This is a genomic window from Paenibacillus sp. FSL P2-0136 (assembly GCF_037975325.1).
Lineage (GTDB): Bacteria > Bacillota > Bacilli > Paenibacillales > Paenibacillaceae > Paenibacillus_AQ > Paenibacillus_AQ silagei.
Genome location: NZ_CP150244.1, coordinates 7,309,825 through 7,327,804, shown reverse-complemented (window position 1 = coordinate 7,327,804; position 17,980 = coordinate 7,309,825). Strand labels below are relative to the sequence as shown.

The window sequence follows — 17,980 nt, the reverse complement described above, 5'->3', positions numbered from 1 at the left end:
AATTTGCAAAAGACTTTACGTTTAGTTCAGCTCCGGCTTCACAGGTCCGATCACATAGAGTGTGCGCGACTTGCGGCCGAAATTACGGGCATGGCTCAGTGAATCGTAATAGACATCCACCTTGTTGCCTTTGATGGCACCGCCGGTATCCTCTGCTCGGCGAAACCCTAATCCTTCAATGTACACCCACCAGCCAATTGGTATAACACTAGGATCAACAGCTATAGTGCGGCCTTCCGTTACGCGTGTGCCGGAGGCAGTACGTGTTCCAATACCCGGTTCCTGCGACGAATACGCAGTCATGGATACGTTTTTGATCATTCTTTTGTACTCGAAATCCACACCAGCCTTACTGGTAACATTGCTGGCCTTTGCGCTGGCTTTAGATGACTTGGAGGTTGTTACAGGTTTGGAGACCTTGGCAGTAACTACGACGGGCTTAGGAAGCGGCTTGGTTCCAATGGCAATGACTTTGTCCTTGGTAACCGTCTGTACTTCCTTGCCGATCATGCGCATGGATGCCAGCTCGCCATCTTGATAGATCTTCTCGATGTGCTGGATCATTACGCCAGGCTTACCTGCCTGTGCCACTCTTACGGTTCCCTTGGTCAATGAGGGGTCTGCTGTCTTAATGACCCGGAAAGGCAAATTAGTTGTCCGTTGAACCACATGCTTGTTAATCCGGACAATTTTGATTTCCATGTCTGCAGATACTGCGGTTTCTAGCGAAGGGTAAATCTTGTCTAAGCCTTCCAGGCTGTAGCCCAGCTTGTCGATGGCCTGACCAATGGTATCCTCGGTCGTAAATAACGTCTCGGTCTTTCCGTCAACGGTAAGAGCGAACTTCTGCGCAGTGTTAATCACGATACGGTCGCCGTCTTTTATTTCATCACTAAGGCCAATAGATAATTCATCATGCGCCTGCAGCGAAATCTGTTCCTTAGCCAGCACATCACTGAACAGCGTTTCCCGCGTCTCCAGTGTCTGTACCTGTCCGTCTATTACTAGGGTAATTTCTTTTTTGCTCTGACCGTGTACGTACAGCAGTATTAACAGTGCGATAACAATCGATGCCACACCGGCAAGTAAAACTACGCGGGGATTCACTTGCTTCAACCGTAATGCGAAAGACCTGCTGGATGATTGCGAATCATGGGATACTTCTGGTTGGAATACGCCCACTCTTTCCATCCTCCTTACATAGCCCCGTCGTCCAAGTTATATCAAGGTGACTGTATCACTTCTGACGAAACTAGGTTTGAGTTTGCAACAGGATACGCCCGCACTTGCTTCAGCGTTTCCTGCTCATGGATCGCCTGCTCGGCATAGTTACTCCGGAGATCTGTTATATAACAGTATGCCGGGAGCATTCTCATTATTCAAAACAAAAGAAGCCTAAAAAGAGCTCATAGAGGACTCTTTCGTGGCTTCCCGGTGTCGAATACGTCGGAATGCTTATACACGAGGTTTCCTCTCTTACTTGCGCTTACGGGGTTAGCTGTCGGGTTCGGACATAAGAGAGACGCCCTATCTCAGGTCACCCGCTCACGGCGGTTGCCCTCAAATTCACCCCAAGACCACGTAAAGAAATCAAATAATGCCTGCGGCAATTCTGTGCCAGTACTTTTGTACGTTCATGCGGCAGCGCATTATTGGTTCCCCCATTCTCCGTTGCGGAGACTCAGCGAGACGATCCATGAAATTAGTGACTGTCACAGTTACAACAGCTCACTGCACTGAAAAGATGATATCCTGTTTTGATACATGTTGTAAAGGACGATTCAACCACGTTTACGTAAAAAAATGATTAAAATATTGTAATAATCGGCCGTTTTTCCGTCATAAAAGTTTAATATATTCGCTATACTTCATTTTTCACCGCTTTTACTCCTGTTTTCAGAGTATCCCAAATCGTTCCAGTGCGTTCGCATACGTAATTTCCGCCAATTCCTGTAATTCAATCCCTTTTATTGCCGCGGCCGCCTCCGCTACCAGCCTCACATGAGCGGTCTCATTTCGCTTGCCCCGGAAGGGGTGCGGAGTCAGATATGGGGAGTCGGTTTCGATCAGCAGCCGGTCCAGCGGAGTCTGGGCAAGCACCTCTTTGGGCACCCGGGCATTCTTGAACGTAATCGGTCCTCCAAAAGAAAGATGGAAGCCCAAATCAAGACACATCTTGGCACTTTCCCAGCTCCCGGAGAAGGAGTGCATTACGCCGCCAACCTCGCCCGCCTTCTCCTCACGGAGTATGCGGATTACATCTTCATGAGCATCGCGGTTATGAATAGAGATTGGCATCTTCACCTCACGGGCCAGCCCGATCTGCTTGCGGAATACTTCATGCTGCACATCCTTAGGAGAGGTATCCCAGTAGTAATCCAGCCCAATCTCGCCGATGGCAACCACCTTGGGATGAGCGCATAAGGAGGCGATCCATTCGAGGTCCCCGTCCTTCATCGTGATGGCATCCTGGGGATGCCAGCCAACGGCTGCATAAATATAATCATATTTCTCGGCAAGCTGCATGGTGGTCGGTATCGTATCCCGATTAAAGCCAATGTTGATCATCTTGCTGACGCCGGCTTCCAGCGCCCTGGCAATGACCTCTTCGCGGTCTTCGTCGAATTGTGGAGCATCCAGATGGGTATGGGTGTCGAATAACTGCATTACATTACATCCTTTCGGCCTGTTGTTGTATCTATAATTCCAAGCTTGATCTGATTATTTGGCAAAAATCTCTGCGATGGACGGCGGCAGCTGTGGAAGGGCTTTCTGCAGTCTGTCCTGCGGAAAATACAGATGGTATCTGCCGCGGTGAATACCACTGATAGAGCGAACAATATCCGAGACCTCGGAGATTTCCCTCAGCCGGTCATGCTTGTCCAGAAGCAGGATCTGCTTGCTGTCAAAGCCGTCTCCCGGACGGAATACATCATAGGGAAGATCGGTGGGATAATCAATTTCCAGATCATAATCGGGCCGGAGTCCCGCACCGGCGAAGCTGCGGCGAATTTCGTCAATCGTGTCAGAATCCAAATGCTCCATCTCCACATATTTATACAGTTTACGATGGATAAACCGGCTGCACAAGTCGCTCAGGATGTCATCCTCCTCCAGCGTCCACTGCATGAAGGCAGTCTGCATCAAGGCTTCATCCAGCAGCAGGTACTGCCCTACCGTTACCTCTCCGCTGAACAGATCACTTAAGGGCTCGATCATGAAGCGGAAGGCATGCTGCTGCTGCACCAGCTCCTTGGCCCGGCGGAGAATCTGCCTGAGAATAATCTCAGAGCTGCGGGTTACCGGGTGGAAATAGACCTGCCAGTACATCTGGTACCGTGACATCAGGTAATCCTCAATCGCATGCATCCCCGATTCCTTCACAACCACCCGGCCGTCATAAGGGCGCAGCATCCGCAGAATCCGGTCGATGTCGATGGTTCCATAATTCACCCCTGTATAATATGCATCCCGGAGCAGATAATCCATCCGGTCAGCATCCAGCGGTCCCGACACCAAATTGACAACAATTTCATGCTCATAGGTTTTGGAGATGACCGAGGCTACTTTACCGGGGAAATCTTCAGCCACATCACGCAGAATAGCCGTAATCTCTGTATCCTCCAGAATGATACGGCAGGTCCAGTCTTCATGATCCATTTCGAAAGCTTCTTCTATAGAATGGGAGAATGGGCCATGCCCCAAATCATGCAGCAGTGCCGCACACAGGGTAAGCAGTCTCTCCTCCGGCATCCAGTCCTTATAGCCGCTCCGTTCAAACTGGGAAATAATCCTCCGCGTAATCTCATATACCCCCAGAGAATGGGAGAACCGGCTGTGTTCCGCCCCGTGAAAGGTCAAATAGGAGGTGCCCAGCTGCCGGATGCGCCGCAGACGCTGGAATTCCATAGTATTAATCAATCTCCAGATAATAGTGTCCTGTACGTGGATGTAGTTGTGAACCGGGTCCTTAAATACCTTCTCTTCTGACAGCGGTTGCTTCATGAAATCATCTCCTTTTCTTGTTTTATATAATATATTGTCGCTCTTTGTCGAATATTAGCGATTCATATACTGCCAAATCGACAAACATCTTCATAAGCTTTTTAAGAGTGATTTGCCCGATCAAACGCGGAATAAATGTGGTCTCAAAAGATTTCTTAAAATTAGCCTGAAAAAAGGTTGACTGTTTTGGGAATGGTTGGTATTATAAATATCATAAAACAGTGAAGAATGTCGAATAATGACGCTTTTGAACATTGAGAGGAGCAACGATTGTAATGATGAAATCAACAGGAATTGTACGTAAGGTAGATGAGCTTGGACGGGTCGTTATTCCAATTGAATTGCGTCGCACCCTAGGCATTGGAGAAAAAGATGCGCTCGAAATTTACGTGGACGGTGAGCGGATCATGCTTAAGAAATACGAGCCTGCTTGCATTTTCTGCGGCAATGCTGAGAATGTAACTTACTTCAAAGGTAAAATTGTTTGTCATGAATGCATTTCGGCTATCCCTACCCCTGTGACAAACTAAAATAAATAGGGTATAATAGGAACTAATCCAATTGTTAATTCTAACCTTTTTATATCTCCTTGGCCTCCCGTTCGCGCGGGAGGTATTTTTTTGCGCTATTTTCGGGGACTTTCCCCGGATGCCCCTTTTTCCTACCCTGTCTGCTTCCTAAACCTCACATCTAATTCTTAAACCTCTGATTCTTACCCTCCCAAACCCTCCCTAACAGGGAGGGCCCCAAGGGCCCCGGCCCTCTGGACACCCGGAAGCTTGGCGGATCTCTGCAACAGGCGCGGAAGGAAGCTGGGGTTGGCGGTGGACCGGCCCTCCTCGGCCTCCCTGCGGTGATCCCTCAGGCCTTGCCAGTCGAAGGGTTTCGCCATAGGCAGGTGCCTATGGCGGCTGCGCCGGGTGCTCTCGTGCGACTGATCTGCGTAGACCCGCTCTCTCTGCGAGAATCGCTTAACCATAGAGTGACTAGCGACTTGGGTGCTGGATGGTTACTGGCTTTTCCTATACATATAAATGTATAAACTACAACTATAACCAATAAAAGGAATATTACAATCCATATAAGTGTATAGAATACATTTATTTCATTGGGTGCTCAGATGATTAAACCCATTTTTAGGTTTTCACTGGAATTCGAATAACTTCAGCACAGCGGTGTTCTAACTCCGCTCCAGAAGTTCATTATAAATATCGCGCTTGGACAAGCCGCGGTCAGACGCTGCCTTTTTCATGGCATCCTTACGCGTTAAACCTGAAGCCTCGTAGTGGGCTACATGCTCCCCGGTACTAAGCTGACGCCACCAGGAAGACTCGGCCAGCTCGGCCTCCTCTTTACTCTCTCCCTCAAGGACAATTACGTACTCTCCAAGCGGAGGATGCTCCTCCAGCCATCTACTGCATTCTTCAATCGTTCCGCGCAGGAACTCCTCATATCGCTTGGTCAGCTCACGGGCCAGTGTGATCCGGCGGTTGCCGAAGGCCTCCTGCAAATGAACAAGGGTCTTGGCAACTCGGTGCGGCGATTCATAGAAGAGCAGTGTCCCCTGGGCAGAACGCAGAGGTGCAAGAACGGCCCTTATATCCTTGCGCTCTCTAGGCAGGAAGCCGACGAACGTGAAGCTGGCGGTAGGCAGCCCTGAGGCAATCAAAGCCGACAAGGCGGCATTTGCTCCAGGCACCGGAATCACCGGAATCTGATGGCTGACAGCCAGAGCTACCAGATCGGCACCAGGGTCGGAAATCGCCGGCAGACCGGCATCACTGACGAGTGCCAGATTTTTACCTTCTATTATATAGCGTATCAGCTCCGGCCCACTGGCGGCCTTGTTATGCTCATGGTAACTGAACAGCATGGACGGTGTAATTTCAAAATGGCTCAGTAGCTTACGCGTCTGTCTCGTATCCTCAGCAGCGATAATATCGCATTCCTTCAGCGTGCGTACTGCCCGGTAAGTCATATCCTCCAGATTGCCGATCGGCGTAGCCACCAGATACAGGCATCCGCATCCTTCGGGCTTCGCTCCGTCATGGTTATTTTGAAAGCTGCTTTGGCATTGTATGGTCATTGGCTCGTATCCTCTTTGTTTCCGTAATAAATATCCATAATCTCGGGGCAATATTGATTGTCCTCATTATATACGATTAAAGGCGGTTGTAAACGCACCTCCGGCTTCCCGTCACGCGCGGCCTCGATCAGAACCATATTCGCTTCCAGATGGGCGCGGGGATGTACAAAGCGGATCAGCTTCGGTTCCAGCCGGTGCTTCCGCATCAGACTGATAATATCCACTAGGCGCTGCGGCTTATGCACCATGCTGACTTTGCCTCCGGTACGGACCAGCCGGACACAGGCCTGAATGACCTCCTCCAGGGTACAACCGATTTCATGGCGGGCCATCGCCTGATGGGAATTCAGCTTCAGATCGCTCCCGTTCAGCGGCATATAAGGGGGATTCACCGTGATCGCATCGTATACGCCATAGCCCGCTGTAAGATGAAGCTCCCGCAAATCGCCCTCATGAATCTGTACCCGCTCCTCCAGGCCGTTAAGCGATACACTGCGCCGGGCCATGTCTGCCAGACGGGGCTGAATCTCGATTCCTTCAATAGAAGCCTTCGTCCGTGTAGTCAGGAGCATAGGAATTACTCCGTTACCCGTACACAGGTCAAGCACCCGTCCGCGCGGCGGTACACTGGCGAACCGTGCCAGCAGTACAGCATCCATTGAGAAGCTGAACACTTCGTCACTCTGGATAATTCTCAGATCATGGGTGAGCAGGTCATCGACCCGTTCAGCTTCATGTAAGGGTACAGGTGTATTGTTCATTGAATGGGTCATTGTAATGTAATCTCCTAAAAGTTTTTGTTGAGCGTATGCTTCGGAAGCATAGCCTTACATTCAAAAAAACCGTAGGCGACAATCTCCTACGGCTGGATATCCTCATTTATTAAGAAAAGAAAGGCAGAACAGACAATCCCCTTCCGTCCGCAAATGCCCAAAGTAGACATTGCAGATGTGGAAGCCTTCGTGATACAGCCGGGCCAGATTATCGTAGCCTTCCCCGACAACCTCCTCTTTCCCTTCGGCAGCAAGTATAGCCTCCGCCTCCGCAGACAGTGCGGCCTTATCTACAGGCGCTTCCCTTTTCAATATGATACGAAGTTGCTCGTTCTCCAGACTCAGCTTCTGATTCGCTTCCATCAGCTCTTTGACCGTCTGCTTCCAATCGCCCAGAGTGGTGCGCATTTCATCCATCTGCGCTTCCATCTCCTGCATGTGTGCAAATATATTTTTCTTCTCCAAGTTTCCACCCCGAAAGTAACCTTATAATGGTTTACTTGACGACAACATCATCCATTGGAAGTTCTTTAACTTTGCCCACTTCAAACAGCTGCACATGAACCGTGCGGCTGCCGGCATTGATACCGACTACCTTGCCGTCACCCAGTGAAGTAACGACCATTTTGCCTACAGCCGGCATTTCTTCCTTCGTGCTCTCATAATTATCATGCTCAAACTTCAGACAACACATCAGCCGTCCGCATAATCCCGAGATCTTGGTCGGGTTAAGCGACAGATTCTGATCCTTCGCCATCTTGATGGACACCGGCTCGAAATCACCAAGCCAGGAGGAGCAGCAGAGCACCCGTCCGCATGGGCCTAATCCGCCCAGCATCTTGGCTTCATCCCGCACACCAATCTGCCGGAGCTCAATGCGGGTACGGAAAATACTGGCCAGGTCCTTCACCAGCTCGCGGAAATCCACACGGCCCTCGGCCGTAAAGTAGAAAATAATCTTGTTGCGGTCAAACGTAAACTCCACATCCACCAGCTTCATTTTGAGGCCATGATCGCGGATTTTATTTAAACAGGTGGTAAAAGCATCCTTCGCTGCACCCTTGTTCTCTTCCACCACGCGCGCGTCGGTTTCACCGGCAATGCGCATGACTTTCTTGAGCGGCAGTACAACGTCAGCTTCCTGCACCTCTTTTTTGCCAACGACAACCTTACCGTATTCGACCCCTCTTGCAGTCTCGACAATCACGCATTGATCGCGTTCAATCGGGAAATCAAGCGGATCGAAATAATATATTTTACCCGCTTTTTTGAAGCGGACACCTACTACGCTGTACAAAAATTAACCCCCTTGTTTGACGGTAAAGGAACCCTTAAGCAAGACTGCTTCCCTGATGATCCATGCTTGTCCTTCCTCGTCCGCTATACCCGGTCTTTCCAGGTGCTGAGGATTATATCCCGGAGGATCTATTATAAATAACCCGAGCCTCTAGCTTTCCAGCCGGATTAAAAACTGCTCCAGACACAGCTGGGCATTGGCATTGGAACGCAGCTTCCGCTTGCTCTCCGCCGCATATTCCATATAAGCCACCCACTGCTGCGTACTCCTCTGACGGGCAGCCCTCGAAATAAAGTCTAACTGATCTATGAAAACGATACTTTCGTGCTTTCGGTACAGGAAGTAGAGCATATCTTTGAACCATAAGTGGAACATGCTGAATAGAGTGTCCAAATGTTCACCAAGTCCGGTCTTGAACAGCTTCGAACCCGCGGTTGCTACCGCAGTGCTGCCCTTGCCCAGAGACTCCTTCGCTAATTGTAACACTAGATTTCTCATTTCTGCAAACCAATTCTGTGCCAAAAGTTCCCTGCAGCCGTCAAGACCGGCAGTCAGCGACACCGCGCACCGTGCCAGCGGCACCGGAACCCCTTCACCGGACAGCGCCTGAAGCATAATATCCGGATGGAGTGGGCTAAACGGAATGCGCTGGGTTCTGGACTGGATCGTCGGGAGCAGGGAACTGCTGTTATCGGAGATGAGAATGCCTACCGCAGGGGCCGGCGGCTCCTCCAGGAATTTCAGCAGACTATTCGCGGCTTGCACCGTCATTTTGTCCGCTCCTTCTATAATATAAACCTTCGGGTTAATTCCTTCCGAGCGGTAGGAAAAAACACGCTGAAGTTCACGAATCTGATCGATCTTAATGCTCGCCCCATCGGGGCGCAGCAGCGTTAAATCAGGATGATTGCCATGCTCCACCTTGCGGCATTCCAGGCACTCTCCGCAGGCATCATCTTTGCTGGCGGTACAGAATATCGCCTGGGCGAACGTCAAAGCCATCTTCACCTGCCCGCTGCCTGCCGGACCCGTGAACAGATAAGCATGGCTGACAGCATCCTTGCGTAAGGCATTCTGAAGCAGCCGTTTAGCGTCCTCCTGGCCTAATAGTTCATGAAAAGACATATATTCCTCCAAGTTGTCAGAAAGAAAGGTTAATCAGCAGCCCGCGGATCTCTCCAACCCGGCCCAGGAGATCAATCCGGCCCTGCTCGCTGTCCAGCAGATCATCTGCCATATTCAGCAGAGCGGCATCAACCTCTTCGAGCAGCTTGTAGCGTTTGCCGCGGCCCCGCCGGTCCCAGCCCTTGGTATCCTTCAGGATCACTCCGCGGCGGGCCGTCTCCTCCAGGAACCGTTTGATCAGGTTCCGGTAGATGGATAGCTCACGCACAGTCATGGATTTGGAGAGCCGGTCGCCTTGCAGCTGGATATCTTTAATCTGACGGTTCAACTCATCTATAGTTTTCTGCTGGCTTTGCTGTTGAAATACATCGTTGAAGTTTTTTTGCTGGACCGGACGCCTCTCAGCCTCTGTGGTCAGCATTTCGCTTTTTAAGGGCCTGTAGCCCGGGTTGATCTTCATTATGCTCAATAATGCTCGAAACGATCGACGGGAAGTACGAATACGGTAGCTCCGCCCACCTGCACTTCAACAGGAAGCGGCAAATAGGAATCTGTCGTGCCGCTCATCGGCGTGACCGGAGTGACCAGTTGCTCGCGTACTTTACAGCTGTTACGGATTACACTGAGTACAGCGTCTACCTGAATATCATCTACCCCAATCAAAAAGGTAGTGTTACCCGCACGGAGAAATCCGCCTGTACTGGCCAGCTTGGTGGCACGGAAGTTCGCCTTCACCAGTTCACTGGATAGCCGGTTGCTGTCTTTATCCTGGATAATTGCAATGATCAAATTCATCTTCGTATCCCCTCCTATTAGTTATGTTCACAGGCTATCCGCACAACATCGATTCAATCTGCGGAGAAGCCCTGTTCAATCATTATACCTCTATTGTTTATTTGACAAAACACCTTAGAAATCCTTTAATATCCTGTCCTTCAGTACACGTACAATATCCTGCTCCACCATATGGATGGGACGACCCGCATCAAGCACCACAATCCGCTGCGGATCAGAGCTGGTTACCAGTTCATAGCCCGCCCGCACCTTCTGATGAAACTCCAGGCTCTCCAGATCCAGCCGGTTCACTTCCCGGTTCTGATTGGCCGCTATCCGGGACAGGCCCACCTCAGGATCTACATCCAGGTAAAAGGTAAGATCGGGCATTCTCCCGCCAGTCGCAAACCGGTTAATCCCCCTCACCTCTTCGATGCCCAGCCCTCTGGCGTACCCTTGATAGACCAGACTGCTGTCTACAAAACGGTCGCAGAGCACGGTAATTCCCTCCTGCAAGGCAGGCTCGACCACCTCCGCCAGATGCTGGCTTCTTGCCGCCGCATACAGGAGTGCCTCTGTCCGGGCATCCATAGCCGTATGCGCCGGGTCGAGGATAATAGAGCGGATCTTCTCGGCAATCTCAATCCCTCCCGGTTCGCGGGTGATTAAATAGGGCATGGAATGGTTCTGCAGATAAGCTGCCACCCTGCCGAGTACGGTTGTTTTGCCGGAGCCGTCGCCTCCCTCCAGTGTAATGAAGAATCCTTCTCGCTTCACTTATGCTTCTCCGCCCTTCTGAATGTTGTATACCATAATATGCTGTAAGGCCGGATCAGCACAGGCCTGAAATTTCGCCCCGCCTATTCTCAGACGGATCAGCCTGTCACAGACAGACGCTGTAATGCTCTCTCCGGGATATAAGAGCGGGATGCCTGGCGGATAGGGAATAACCATCTCCGCCGCAATCCTGCCCGCGCTTGCCTCAAGCTCTACACTCTCTGTCTCCCCGGCAGCCACCGGCCGGATAGAGAACGCGACCGGAGCCGATACTGCCGGGATGTCGAAATTGTTCCACGTGGAAATATGACCGGAGAAGGTTAATTCCCCTTCTCTGCTATTATATGACGCTGCCTGGGCTGCGGTCCGTGCGCTGGAGAAGGATTCTCCGCCTTGGGGAGCGGGAGCCGCGGCAGTGTCTGAGTAAGTAGACTGGCCAGGACCGGAATCAGCGGTAAGATCTAGGCCGGAGACAGGTTCAAGATCAGAGATATGATCAGATCCAGCAGTAGGTTCAGGGCCAGTGACAGGATCAGCGCCAGTGGTAGGTTCAAGGTCTAAGGGAGATGCGCTCCGTCCTGTCTGCGGCGCTGCCAAGGAGGTCTGCGCTGCAATGTCCTGCAGCGCTGTCAGCAGCGCAGCTGCCTCTTCAGCCTTCGAGCCGAGGCTGAAGGCCAGAACCACGTGCCGGTCGTCGCTCATCTCCGGCACGATTCCCCTCTCTTCGAGCCTGCGCTGCAGCTCGAAGCCCCCCAGGACCCCCGCGGCGTCATATATGACCGCCTTAAAGGGGTCCTGGGTCACGTACGCCGCCCCGCGCAGTGGCGGCGTATTCACTCCTGCGGCGCCCGCCTCGCCGCAGACAGGCTGCTGCTGCGCCGGCTGCAGCAGCCCGAAGCGCGGCAGCGCCGCCAGGCCGCGCCGCAGGACATCCACGGCGGCGAGCCCCGCCGTGAAGGCACCGGCGCCCTGGCTGTGCAGCAGGCGCCGGGCCAGATCGAGCGAAGCCATCACGGGGTAGGATGGGCTGGAGCTCTGCACCATGGCCAGGCGCTGCCGCAGCAGCGCGCGGTCCAGCCATGGCCCTTGCACATGCAGCATGGCGCCCATCGTCAGCGCCGTCAGCATCTTATGCGTGGACTGCACCACGCCGTCCGCGCCCTGGGCAAGCGCCCCCGCCGGAAGCGCGGGGTGCTGCCCGTAATGCGCCCCGTGCGCCTCATCCACCAGCAGCGGCACGCAGCAAGCGTGACAGGCCTGCGCGAGGGGCGCTAGGTCACTGCCCATGCCGTAGTAATTCGGCATGGTGACTAGGACCCCGACAGCCTCCGGGTAAGCGGCCAGCGCCGCCTGCACCGTCTCAGCAGACGGTGCCACCGCAAGACCGCTGCCCGGGTCGATCTGCGGCTCCAGGAAGACTGCACGCGCTCCCGCCAGCATCAGTCCATGGATCACGGACTTGTGGACGTTGCGCTGCAGAATAAGCAAACTTCCGGGCTCAGAACAGACCGTCAGGATCAGAGCCAGATTACCCGCGGTGCTTCCGCCCACCAGCATATAACTCTCCTCCGCGCCGTAACAATCGGCTGCCAGCTCCTGGGCTTCCCTTATTACCCCTTCCGGATGATGAAGGTCATCCGTTCCGGTAATCTCCGTCACATCGTAACGCATCACTTCCGTGAGATACCCCGCACTCTCTGCACTGACAGTACTCCGGTAAGCCTCCCCGTTCTTGTGACCCGGCACATGATAAGATATATTACCCTTATGTCTATATTGTTCCAGCATTTCGTATACAGGTGCCCTGCCAGGCTGTAGCTTGTCCATAGATTCTTCCTCCCCTGGGGGTTACCTTCTATTTTAACGCAAATGCACCCAAACGCCTATCACTTCCGCAAAGGATTGCACGCAATAAAACGGCTCCCCTCACCCGGTCAGGGCGGAGAAGCCGTTAAGAAGAACCTTGTATTTGCAGCCAACGCGACACAGATTCACCGCCCGCTCTTTATATGTTGCTTGTTACAGGTACTGCAATTCGAACATTAAGCATGCATACGCAGATTGATCTTCTTCATCCGGTTAATGAAAAAGTTGTACTTCACATCCTCAGCCTCCGTACGCACCATCTCACTCTCACAGTCCTCACAGATGAAGTGCGAGACAATCACAATGCCTTCTTCCTTTTCTTGCCCGCAGATAATGCAGGCCTGCCCGGTTTGCTGTTCCATTTTCATCCCACCTTGACTCTTTTAAGAACAGTATGGTACACCTTCTATCATTTTAAACCTTTTCATAGTTTTTTCCTAATCCTTCATAGCCTAAAATATATATATTCGCCCGCTGCCCATTCGGTGAATCTGAGCCCGTTGTTTAATAAAACGCAGGAGCAGGCCGATAATAATAACAAGAGAACTTGCGAGGAGGTCCGAATTCCAGGTATGGAACCAAACACCAAAGGTGCCGCTACATTCTATCAATACAAGCTTATCAAAAAAATTAATATTACAGCATTCCTGCTGCGGGTCTATATCACCCTGCCCTTTATATGCCTTGTGCTCGAAAGTGTCTTTCTCTCCTGGCTTAGTGTTCTGTTCATGATTATAGCCGGACCTGTCATGCTGTGGATTCAGTATGTCATCTCACGCTCTGTGCTGCTGATTAGCGGACACCCTATCGCCAAGCGCTGGAGATTATCCCTGCGCCTGCCCTGGCCCGGTTACATGCCCGATCAATATATCAATTACGGCATCTTCCGTACCGTACAGCTGCATAACCTCTGGATCGGTCTTTGTATAGCCGCACTCTTCATCGTCTGGGCTCCGCCAGCCTTCACGGTTTCGCTTGCGGTATGCCACCTGTGGTTGCTGCTCCCCCGTCTGTATGCGCTGCTGCGCTTCAACAGTGTAGCCAAAGACGGGATGCTCAAGTTCAATGCAGCAGACGCCTCTTATTACGCCCAGTAATCCCAACCAGATATACATAGCGCTGTATTTAAGCGGCCAAGCATGCACACACAAAAAATCGCCATCCATAACCGGACGGCGATTTTTTATCTGTTCTTCAAGCCTTTGGTTGTGACCTTCTTTTCCTTCGGAATCATCACGATGAAATAGTCATCATGCACGGTCAGGTGTACAATAAGTCCTTCTTTCTGAAAAACACGGGAGCTCCCGGAATCGTCTGCTTTCTGTTCCTGCTCTTCCCAGCCCCACGCTTTAATGGCTGCAAGATAAGGCTCCGGCACGCCTTTCTTCTCCTTCAACCCCGGCAAGGAATACCGGACATAGTCCATGGCTACGTTTGTAGTTGTTCTGTCGGGTGAGCTTGCCTCTTTGGGAACGGGGAAGTCTTCCTCATTAAGTGCACCGTTAAAAGTATCCCAAGCCGGCTCCTTCGTTCCGCAACCCGCCAGCATTACTCCGACTATACAAAGAATAACTAATATCCACAAAGGTTGAGTTCGCTTCATACCTTAAATCCTCCTTACCTCTACCATGCATCTAAAGACGCAAGAAAATTCCAAGATAGAATTTATACGTAGTTCATTCGTATTAAGGCTTTTGCTTATTTATTGCACTTTTCCATTATACTTGGAACCATCGCCTCGTCGGTAACAAAAATGTCACTCGTTTGTAAGCGTTTTTATAATAAAATACCGCACCCCTTCCCGCTTTTTATAGATGCGGGTATACAAAAAAGCCATTGTCGAATTGTCGACAATGGCTCATGTGTGCTTGGCAACGTCCTACTCTCCCAGGACCCTTCGGTCCAAGTACCATCGGCGCTGGAGGGCTTAACGGTCGTGTTCGGGATGGGTACGTGTGGAACCCCTCCGCTATCGCCACCAAACGGGCATTTACAGCGTAAATGCTTCAGGAAATTGATTCCTGAAAACTGAATCCGAAACGAATTTGCGCTCGCCCTTCTTACGGGGCCCCCGGAAAGTATTCGGAATCCGCTTCGTCAGCTTCATCTTCACTTTTTGGGGTAGTTCTTGGATAAGCCCTCGACCGATTAGTATTGGTCAGCTCCATGCATTGCTGCACTTCCACCTCCAACCTATCTACCTCGTCGTCTTCAAGGGGTCTTACATACTGGGAAATCTCATCTTGAGGGGGGCTTCACGCTTAGATGCTTTCAGCGCTTATCCCGTCCGTACGTAGCTACTCAGCCATGCTCCTGGCGGAACAACTGATGCACCAGCGGTACGTCCATCCCGGTCCTCTCGTACTAAGGACAGCTCCTCTCAAATTTCCTGCGCCCACGACAGATAGGGACCGAACTGTCTCACGACGTTCTGAACCCAGCTCGCGTACCGCTTTAATGGGCGAACAGCCCAACCCTTGGGACCTACTTCAGCCCCAGGATGCGATGAGCCGACATCGAGGTGCCAAACCTCCCCGTCGATGTGGACTCTTGGGGGAGATAAGCCTGTTATCCCCAGGGTAGCTTTTATCCGTTGAGCGATGGCCCTTCCATGCGGTACCACCGGATCACTAAGTCCGACTTTCGTCCCTGCTCGACTTGTAGGTCTCGCAGTCAAGCTCCCTTATGCCTTTGCACTCTGCGAATGATTTCCAACCATTCTGAGGGAACCTTTGAACGCCTCCGTTACTCTTTAGGAGGCGACCGCCCCAGTCAAACTGCCCGCCTGACACGGTCCCCGTACCCGATGAGGGCACTAGGTTAGAACCTAGATACGATCAGGGTGGTATCCCAACGGCGCCTCCGCAGAAGCTTGCGCTCCTGCCTCCACGGCTCCCACCTATCCTGTACAGATCGTACCCAAATTCAATATCAAGCTGCAGTAAAGCTCCATGGGGTCTTTCCGTCTTGTCGCGGGTAACCTGCATCTTCACAGGTATTAAAATTTCACCGGATCTCTCGTTGAGACAGCGCCCAAGTCGTTACGCCATTCGTGCGGGTCAGAATTTACCTGACAAGGAATTTCGCTACCTTAGGACCGTTATAGTTACGGCCGCCGTTTACTGGGGCTTCGGTTCACAGCTTCGGATTGCTCCTAACCGCTCCCCTTAACCTTCCAGCACCGGGCAGGCGTCAGCCCGTATACTTCGCCTTGCGGCTTCGCACAGACCTGTGTTTTTGCTAAACAGTCGCTTGGGCCTTTTCACTGCGGCCCCCTCGGGCTATTCACCCTACCGAGGCACCCCTTCTCCCGAAGTTACGGGGTCATTTTGCCGAGTTCCTTAACGAGAGTTCTTCCGCGCGCCTTAGAATTCTCTTCTCGCCTACCTGTGTCGGTTTGCGGTACGGGCACCTTCTCCTGGCTAGAGGCTTTTCTTGGCAGTGTGAGATCATGACCTTCGCTACTATAATTTTCGCTCCCCATCACAGCCCAGCCTTACGATGTGCGGATTTGCCTGCACACCAGCCTCACTGCTTAGACGGACATCCATCAGTCCGCGTCACTACCCTCCTGCGTCACCCCATCGCTCATAGCGGATTACGGTGGTACAGTAATTTCAAACTGTTGTCCTTCGACTACGCCTGTCGGCCTCGCCTTAGGTCCCGACTTACCCTGAGCGGACGAGCCTTCCTCAGGAAACCTTGGGCTTTCGGCGGATCAGATTCTCACTGATCTTTTCGTTACTCATACCGGCATTCTCACTTGTATGCTGTCCAGCGCTCCTTACGGTACACCTTCAACCCACATACAACGCTCCCCTACCCCAGATGCAAAGCATCTAGCCATAGCTTCGGTGGTGTGTTTAGCCCCGTTACATTTTCGGCGCAGAGTCACTCGACCAGTGAGCTATTACGCACTCTTTCAATGGTGGCTGCTTCTAAGCCAACATCCTGGTTGTCTGTGCAACTCCACATCCTTTCCCACTTAACACACACTTGGGGACCTTAGCTGATGGTCTGGGCTGTTTCCCTTTTGACAATGGATCTTAGCACTCACTGTCTGACTCCCGGCAAGAAGTTAATGGCATTCGGAGTTTGACTGAGCTTGGTAACCCTTGCGGGCCCCGCACCCAATCAGTGCTCTACCTCCACCACTCCATTCACCGAGGCTAGCCCTAAAGCTATTTCGGGGAGAACCAGCTATCTCCGAGTTCGATTGGAATTTCTCCGCTACCCCCACCTCATCCCCGCATTTTTCAACATGCGTGGGTTCGGGCCTCCAGTGCGTGTTACCGCACCTTCACCCTGGACAGGGGTAGATCACACGGTTTCGGGTCTACGTCCACATACTTAGTCGCCCTATTCAGACTCGCTTTCGCTGCGGCTCCGGCTTCTCACCTTAACCTTGCATGTTAAACGTAACTCGCCGGTTCATTCTACAAAAGGCACGCCATCACCCATAAAGAGGGCTCTGACTTTTTGTAAGCACACGGTTTCAGGTTCTATTTCACTCCCCTTCCGGGGTGCTTTTCACCTTTCCCTCACGGTACTGTTTCACTATCGGTCGCCAGGTAGTATTTAGCCTTAGCAGATGGTCCTGCTGGATTCATACGGGGTTTCACGTGCCCCGCACTACTCGGGATCCGTCTCGGAGAGAACACAGTTTAGGCTACAGGGCTTTTACCTCTATCGCGGGCCTTTCCAGACCTCTTCGCCTACCATATTCCTTTGTAACTCCATGTGAGACGTCCCACAACCCCAAGAGGCAAGCCCCTTGGTTTAGGCTGTTCCGCGTTCGCTCGCCGCTACTGACGGAATCACTATTGTTTTCTCTTCCTCAGGGTACTTAGATGTTTCAGTTCCCCTGGTCTGCCTCTGCATTTCCTATGTATTCAGAAATGAGTAACTGCGAATTACCACAGCTGGGTTTCCCCATTCGGACACCCCCGGATCAAAGCTTGCTTACAGCTCCCCGAGGCAGTTTCGTTGTTCGCCACGTCCTTCGTCGGCTCCTGGCGCCTAGGCATCCTCCGTGTGCTCTTAGTAGCTTAACCAATGCGTTTTCCCTAAGGAAAATCGCTAGTATCGCCATTAATATGAAACTTGTTTACACAAGTTCAGCTTAAAGGAATGTTCTAAAACGCAAATTCGTTTCGGTATCCAGTTTTCAAGGATCAAGTTTCTTACTTGAGAGCTTAAACTCTCAAAACTGACCAACGAGTGAGTATTCGAACCCAAGGGTTCTATTGTGGAAGCGAAGCTTCCGATTTGAATGTC

16 protein-coding genes, 2 rRNA genes and 1 riboswitch are annotated in these 17,980 nt (G+C 51.8%); of the genes, 2 read left to right on the top strand and 16 right to left on the bottom strand.

Annotated elements, in window-relative coordinates:
- Positions 1 to 21: 21 nt before the first annotated feature.
- From NYE26_RS31420 to NYE26_RS31410, 3 genes are all read right to left on the bottom strand, one after another.
- Positions 22 to 1,182 carry a 3D domain-containing protein gene (locus tag NYE26_RS31420; protein WP_036723975.1) on the bottom strand — a complete coding sequence of 387 codons (1,161 nt, stop codon included), beginning with the start codon at positions 1,180 to 1,182 and terminating at the stop codon, positions 22 to 24.
- Between the two features lie 286 nt (positions 1,183 to 1,468).
- Positions 1,469 to 1,697, bottom strand: a riboswitch (cyclic di-AMP (ydaO/yuaA leader).
- 199 nt (positions 1,698 to 1,896) lie between these two features.
- Entirely contained in the window at positions 1,897 to 2,667 is a 771-nt protein-coding gene (locus NYE26_RS31415; RefSeq protein ID WP_339252670.1) for a TatD family hydrolase, read from the bottom strand.
- Positions 2,668 to 2,721: 54 nt separating this feature from the next.
- Entirely contained in the window at positions 2,722 to 4,005 is a 1,284-nt protein-coding gene (locus NYE26_RS31410; RefSeq protein WP_339252668.1) for an HD domain-containing protein, read from the bottom strand.
- Between the two features lie 275 nt (positions 4,006 to 4,280).
- On the opposite strand from NYE26_RS31410, the gene NYE26_RS31405 reads away from it, so the two are divergent.
- The gene (locus tag NYE26_RS31405) at positions 4,281 to 4,535 is read left to right on the top strand and encodes an AbrB/MazE/SpoVT family DNA-binding domain-containing protein (protein ID WP_019914502.1); all 255 of its coding nucleotides are present in this window, start codon (positions 4,281 to 4,283) and stop codon (positions 4,533 to 4,535) included.
- 650 nt (positions 4,536 to 5,185) lie between these two features.
- Here the strand turns inward: NYE26_RS31405 and rsmI are convergent.
- The 10 genes from rsmI to NYE26_RS31355 form a co-directional block, all read right to left on the bottom strand.
- Complete coding sequence (gene rsmI / locus NYE26_RS31400) at positions 5,186 to 6,091, bottom strand: 16S rRNA (cytidine(1402)-2'-O)-methyltransferase (RefSeq protein ID WP_036723980.1); 906 nt, start codon at positions 6,089 to 6,091, stop codon at positions 5,186 to 5,188.
- Positions 6,088 to 6,864, bottom strand: coding sequence for a tRNA1(Val) (adenine(37)-N6)-methyltransferase (locus NYE26_RS31395; protein WP_200869522.1), 777 nt, complete (start codon positions 6,862 to 6,864; stop codon positions 6,088 to 6,090). Before NYE26_RS31395 ends, rsmI begins: the two co-directional genes overlap by 4 nt.
- Before the next feature lie 102 nt (positions 6,865 to 6,966).
- A complete protein-coding gene (gene yabA, locus NYE26_RS31390; RefSeq protein WP_036723981.1) occupies positions 6,967 to 7,329 on the bottom strand; it encodes a DNA replication initiation control protein YabA in 363 nt (120 codons plus the stop codon).
- A gap of 31 nt (positions 7,330 to 7,360) precedes the next feature.
- Entirely contained in the window at positions 7,361 to 8,161 is an 801-nt protein-coding gene (locus NYE26_RS31385) for a stage 0 sporulation family protein (RefSeq protein ID WP_036696365.1), read from the bottom strand.
- Positions 8,162 to 8,311: 150 nt separating this feature from the next.
- Complete coding sequence (gene holB / locus NYE26_RS31380; protein ID WP_036696363.1) at positions 8,312 to 9,286, bottom strand: DNA polymerase III subunit delta'; 975 nt, start codon at positions 9,284 to 9,286, stop codon at positions 8,312 to 8,314.
- A gap of 16 nt (positions 9,287 to 9,302) precedes the next feature.
- Positions 9,303 to 9,746 (bottom strand): YaaR family protein, encoded by a 444-nt coding sequence (locus NYE26_RS31375; protein WP_036723982.1) that lies wholly within the window; start codon positions 9,744 to 9,746, stop codon positions 9,303 to 9,305.
- A gap of 5 nt (positions 9,747 to 9,751) precedes the next feature.
- The gene (locus tag NYE26_RS31370) at positions 9,752 to 10,081 is read right to left on the bottom strand and encodes a cyclic-di-AMP receptor (RefSeq protein ID WP_036723983.1); all 330 of its coding nucleotides are present in this window, start codon (positions 10,079 to 10,081) and stop codon (positions 9,752 to 9,754) included.
- 114 nt (positions 10,082 to 10,195) lie between these two features.
- Entirely contained in the window at positions 10,196 to 10,837 is a 642-nt protein-coding gene (gene tmk, locus NYE26_RS31365; protein WP_036723984.1) for a dTMP kinase, read from the bottom strand.
- Positions 10,838 to 12,664: an aminotransferase class I/II-fold pyridoxal phosphate-dependent enzyme gene (locus NYE26_RS31360; protein WP_339252664.1), complete on the bottom strand. Its 1,827-nt coding sequence runs from the start codon at positions 12,662 to 12,664 to the stop codon at positions 10,838 to 10,840. It abuts the gene before it with no gap.
- Positions 12,665 to 12,879: 215 nt separating this feature from the next.
- Positions 12,880 to 13,065 carry a sigma factor G inhibitor Gin gene (locus tag NYE26_RS31355; RefSeq protein WP_036723987.1) on the bottom strand — a complete coding sequence of 62 codons (186 nt, stop codon included), beginning with the start codon at positions 13,063 to 13,065 and terminating at the stop codon, positions 12,880 to 12,882.
- 210 nt (positions 13,066 to 13,275) lie between these two features.
- Between NYE26_RS31355 and NYE26_RS31350 the strand changes: the two genes are divergently transcribed.
- Positions 13,276 to 13,800, top strand: a complete 525-nt coding sequence (locus NYE26_RS31350; protein WP_339252661.1) for a hypothetical protein — start codon at positions 13,276 to 13,278, stop codon at positions 13,798 to 13,800.
- An 86-nt stretch (positions 13,801 to 13,886) separates the two neighbouring features.
- Here NYE26_RS31350 and NYE26_RS31345 read toward each other — a convergent pair whose 3' ends face one another.
- The 3 genes from NYE26_RS31345 to NYE26_RS31335 form a co-directional block, all read right to left on the bottom strand.
- Complete coding sequence (locus NYE26_RS31345) at positions 13,887 to 14,306, bottom strand: hypothetical protein (protein WP_036723990.1); 420 nt, start codon at positions 14,304 to 14,306, stop codon at positions 13,887 to 13,889.
- Positions 14,307 to 14,569: 263 nt separating this feature from the next.
- A 5S ribosomal RNA gene (rrf, locus tag NYE26_RS31340) occupies positions 14,570 to 14,686 on the bottom strand.
- A gap of 145 nt (positions 14,687 to 14,831) precedes the next feature.
- Positions 14,832 to 17,757 (bottom strand): 23S ribosomal RNA (locus NYE26_RS31335).
- Between the last annotated feature and the right edge of the window lie 223 nt (positions 17,758 to 17,980).

Coding starts and splice junctions, on each gene's coding strand:
- NYE26_RS31410 (WP_339252668.1), bottom strand. CDS start 4,005: ATGAAGCAACCGCTGTCAGAAGAGAAGGTATTTAAGGACCCGGTTCAC.
- NYE26_RS31395 (WP_200869522.1), bottom strand. CDS start 6,864: ATGACCCATTCAATGAACAATACACCTGTACCCTTACATGAAGCTGAA.
- NYE26_RS31350 (WP_339252661.1), top strand. CDS start 13,276: ATGGAACCAAACACCAAAGGTGCCGCTACATTCTATCAATACAAGCTT.
- NYE26_RS31355 (WP_036723987.1), bottom strand. CDS start 13,065: ATGGAACAGCAAACCGGGCAGGCCTGCATTATCTGCGGGCAAGAAAAG.
- NYE26_RS31360 (WP_339252664.1), bottom strand. CDS start 12,664: ATGGACAAGCTACAGCCTGGCAGGGCACCTGTATACGAAATGCTGGAA.
- holB (WP_036696363.1), bottom strand. CDS start 9,286: ATGTCTTTTCATGAACTATTAGGCCAGGAGGACGCTAAACGGCTGCTT.
- NYE26_RS31345 (WP_036723990.1), bottom strand. CDS start 14,306: ATGAAGCGAACTCAACCTTTGTGGATATTAGTTATTCTTTGTATAGTC.
- rsmI (WP_036723980.1), bottom strand. CDS start 6,091: ATGACCATACAATGCCAAAGCAGCTTTCAAAATAACCATGACGGAGCG.
- NYE26_RS31370 (WP_036723983.1), bottom strand. CDS start 10,081: ATGAATTTGATCATTGCAATTATCCAGGATAAAGACAGCAACCGGCTA.
- NYE26_RS31415 (WP_339252670.1), bottom strand. CDS start 2,667: ATGCAGTTATTCGACACCCATACCCATCTGGATGCTCCACAATTCGAC.
- NYE26_RS31375 (WP_036723982.1), bottom strand. CDS start 9,746: ATGAAGATCAACCCGGGCTACAGGCCCTTAAAAAGCGAAATGCTGACC.
- NYE26_RS31405 (WP_019914502.1), top strand. CDS start 4,281: ATGATGAAATCAACAGGAATTGTACGTAAGGTAGATGAGCTTGGACGG.